The following is a 2,889-nucleotide window of genomic DNA, read 5'->3' on the forward strand; positions in this document are numbered from 1 at the left end:
AAAACATTCCTCTATTCGAATCCTTTCGTCGTGCTGTTGATTCTGCCTTCCTATGACCTGTTCGGACTATTATGAGAAATGCTATAATTTACACTTCAGAGTTTATCTGCTTTAAAGTTTACTCTATTCTGTTTCAGCATTTGTCATAAATCCTTAATTATTTCTGACTTTTTAGTTCAGTTTTTAACCATTCTTTCCTTAACTTAATGGCAGTGACAATAAGCCTATCTATCATTCTGATGTGATTTCAGTTTTTTTTACATGCAAACTTTCTAATCCCACCTTGTAGTTAGGGTAAATTAGAGAGACATTAAGATCTTTTTTAATTTTAACATTACTTACTTTTTTTGATCCTAAATAAAAACTCTGTGCATAATCTGGTAGGGAAGAAGCCTCAATTGGTTCTGGAGGGCTAACATTGAGAAGTTTGGTCGCATATATTACCACTTCAGATTGTGTAGTGGGTAAATCGTCTGCACAATTGTATATTTCACCAGGTTTTATGTTTTGCATGGAAGAAAATAAAATATTCGATATATCTTCAACGTGAATACGAGAAAAAAAATGCCCTTCTTTTTTCACATTTCTTGCTTTGCCAAGCTGCAAGTCAATTAACACGTTCCTACCAGGACCGTATATTCCAGCTAAACGAAAAATATGTACAGGCAGTTTGCTATTCAGCCACCTCTTTTCAGATCTAAGGCGCTTTTCTCCTCTGATTTCTATAGGTTTTGTTTCAGATTCCTCATTCACCCAATTACCAGAGTGATCACCATAGACGCTAGTTGCAGACAAATAACCAAACCATTTAACATTTTGCAGGCAATCACCGTATCTCTCCACAACATCATCACCATCTGGAGGAATAGAAATTAAAACGTGCGTTGCGCTTTTAAGCAGATCTTGGCTAACCTTCTCATAATTAAAGAGGATTACATTTTGTATATCTTTACTTCTTGATGTGCCACTGACTTTCCAACCTAAGTTCAGTAATTTTTTCGATAAAAATTTAGCTACATATCCATAACCAAAGCAAAACAAGTGCATGAAAATTAATTTTTAAAATTCTTCTTGATAAATTCTACTCCTAATTTTATTCCCTCTTCATTAATAATATGCCCTAATGCATGAATTGGGTGTCCTTCAACATTTACTCCATTTTCTTTCAGAGCTTTAACCGCTAAGTCGAGGGACGAAAAAGGTACCACGTCGTCAGCATCACCATGGATAACACATATGTTAGGTTTTGACTTGATCTCTGGTGCAGTTTTTGAAGGTGAAAGAAATCTACCAGAGTATGCAACAACTGATGCACAGGATTGAGAGCGGGTAAGAGCTGTATGTATTGCAAGCATTGCTCCTTGAGAAAATCCAACTAAAGAAAGTTGCGTATCTTTTAAATTAAGCTCCTTTAATTTTGTATCAATGAAATGATTTACAATTGATGTAGCATTTTTTACTCCATTATATAGCGCTTCCTCACTACGATCTTCCAAGCTGAACCACTGATAACCATCACCTATTTCTCTTTCAAACGGAGCATTGGGTACTGCAAAATATGAACCCAGTAAAAACTTGCTCATAACTTTAGCAAGGTGAATGAAATTATCGCCACTTGAGCCCCAACCATGTAAAAAAATAATCAAATTTTTCTTATTTCCACTTGCACAAATTTCTGGGCCTTTAAGTTCAATCATTTCTTTTCCTTTTGCATTTATATTTTTATTTAACACTAATTTTCAAATTTGTAAAAACCCATGTGCAATTATGTACACTAGCTCATAACTGTATGAACATTGCAATTTGCAGGCAATTCGCGTGGCAGATGAAAGTAGCTGACACTGGAATCCAGCTTTTGATCGAAAATGTTGCATAGTGCACAATCAATTTTTCTGGATCCCAGATACTGTCTCTGCTGTCAAACAAATTATCCAACAAAATTACAATTAAATGGTTGATTATTTTTAAGAATACCAAAAAAGACATGCATTAATTTTCGCATTAACGCAAGAACTATGACTTTTGGACATTTGCCTTTACTTGCTAGACGCTGACAAAACTTTTGAAAATGATTATTATGGTTTTTGACTACTATAGCTGGCATATAAAGAGCTTTTCGAATACGCTCAGATCCTATTTTGCATATGCAACTTCTCTTACTTACTGACGATCCCGATTGATAATGTCCTGGATTTAGACCAGTAAAAGCTGTAAATTGTTTAGCATTGTCAAAGTTATCAACTGATGGCATTTCTGCGACAACAGCAACAGCAGTAAGATATCCTATACCTTTTATAGTCTTAAGGTTTTCCACCATATTTTTTAGATGTGGATAGTTATTTATATGCTCATTAATTTCTTTTTCGAGAACAATAATTTGCTCCTCTATTGCCAAAATTACTTTAGATATAGCTTCTTTGCAACTGGAATGCATATTTTTGTTTTCCAAGCGATTTGTCTGTTGCACCTTATCATCTTTTAGCGGTTGCATGCAACGGTAAAGCTCCCTCAAATGCCTCATTTCAGGTGCAATGGGCTTCCAAAGAGCAGGTTTGTTGGCGATACAAAATCTAGCTATCATAGCTGCATCTGATTTATCTGTCTTATTTCTGAGCAGCTCACTTTTGCCAAAAGCTTTGATTTGGGCTGGGTTTACTATACTGACATTATGTCCTAAATCGTGCATAAAAGTAGCCAAATCTTCTCCATACCAACTAGTTGCTTCAAGACATAAATGAGTAAGATTTGCTCCATGGCCATTGCACCAAATTACAAGTTTTGCAAAACCATCTTGATTATTTTGAAAGACTTTGTGTCGTTTTTTACTGTCCACTAACAAACAAACATCAAATTTCTTTTTTGAAATATCCACACCCAAAATAGCATTTA

At 35.0% G+C, this 2,889-nt stretch carries 4 protein-coding genes; all 4 read right to left on the reverse strand.

Annotated elements, in window-relative coordinates:
* Positions 1-231: 231 nt before the first annotated feature.
* Positions 232-1,047 carry an SDR family oxidoreductase gene (locus OZD66_RS01945; RefSeq protein ID WP_182367363.1) on the reverse strand — a complete coding sequence of 272 codons (816 nt, stop codon included), beginning with the start codon at positions 1,045-1,047 and terminating at the stop codon, positions 232-234.
* Between the two features lie 5 nt (positions 1,048-1,052).
* Positions 1,053-1,697 carry an alpha/beta hydrolase gene (locus tag OZD66_RS01950; RefSeq protein WP_182367366.1) on the reverse strand — a complete coding sequence of 215 codons (645 nt, stop codon included), beginning with the start codon at positions 1,695-1,697 and terminating at the stop codon, positions 1,053-1,055.
* Between the two features lie 82 nt (positions 1,698-1,779).
* On the reverse strand, positions 1,780-1,926 hold the full coding sequence (locus OZD66_RS01955) for a hypothetical protein (RefSeq protein WP_275022063.1): 147 nt from the start codon (positions 1,924-1,926) through the stop codon (positions 1,780-1,782).
* A 1-nt stretch (position 1,927) separates the two neighbouring features.
* Positions 1,928-2,889, reverse strand: a 962-nt coding sequence (locus tag OZD66_RS01960) for an IS110 family RNA-guided transposase (protein ID WP_275022065.1), incomplete at its 5' end; no start/stop codon positions are given.

It is taken from the genome of Wolbachia endosymbiont of Drosophila baimaii (genome assembly GCF_028982185.1).
Classification (GTDB): Bacteria; Pseudomonadota; Alphaproteobacteria; order Rickettsiales; family Anaplasmataceae; genus Wolbachia; species Wolbachia pipientis.

Bases quoted from the DNA above. Each gene is read 5' to 3' on its own strand.
- OZD66_RS01945 (WP_182367363.1), bottom strand. From the start codon at position 1,047: ATGCACTTGTTTTGCTTTGGTTATGGATATGTAGCTAAATTTTTATCG.
- OZD66_RS01950 (WP_182367366.1), bottom strand. From the start codon at position 1,697: ATGATTGAACTTAAAGGCCCAGAAATTTGTGCAAGTGGAAATAAGAAA.